Annotated in this window: 1 protein-coding gene; it reads left to right on the top strand. The window is 64.3% G+C overall.

Features of this window, described 5'->3' with window-relative positions; all coding sequences use genetic code 11:
- The coding region (locus tag MLGJGCBP_RS24080; RefSeq protein WP_160098642.1) for a DDE-type integrase/transposase/recombinase at positions 1-597 on the top strand (597 nt) is incomplete at both ends.

The following is a 597-nucleotide window of genomic DNA, read 5'->3' as shown; positions in this document are numbered from 1 at the left end:
TTCGGGGTCGACCCGATCTGTACTGTGCTCACCGAGCACGGCATCAGCATCGCCCCGTCCACCTATTACAAGGCCAAGCAGCGCGGACCCATCTCGGGCACCGACCTGGGCGAGGCGTACGCCGCCAACGCCGTGCACAGGGTGTACGTGGCCAACAAGCGCCTCTACGGTGCCCGCAAGATCTGGTGGGCGATGAAACACGCCGGCCACGACATCGGGCGCGATCAGGTGGCGCGCCTGATGAAGATCTGCGGGATCCGCGGGGTGGTCCGCGGCAAACGCCGCACGACCACCACAGAGCGCGACGAGCGGGCACCACGACACCCGGATCTGATCAACAGGAAATGGGACGTCCCGGACCGCCCCGATCAGTGGTGGGTCGCGGACTTTACGTACGTGTGGACACTCACCGGATTCGTGTACACGGCGTTCTGTGTCGACGTGTTCTCCCGCCGGATCCTCGGGTGGCAGGTGATGACATGCAAGACCACCGTGTTGGTCACCGGAGTGCTCGAGCAGGCGTTGTTCACCCGCAGGAGAACCGACATCCGTTTCACCTCAACGGGTTTGGTGCATCACAGCGATGCGGGGAGCCAG

The organism is Rhodococcus sp. T7 (genome assembly GCF_009872365.1).
Taxonomy (GTDB): domain Bacteria; phylum Actinomycetota; class Actinomycetes; order Mycobacteriales; family Mycobacteriaceae; genus Rhodococcus_F.
Note: the sequence above shows the minus strand (reverse complement) of the source record. Positions and strands in the feature narration are given on the sequence as shown.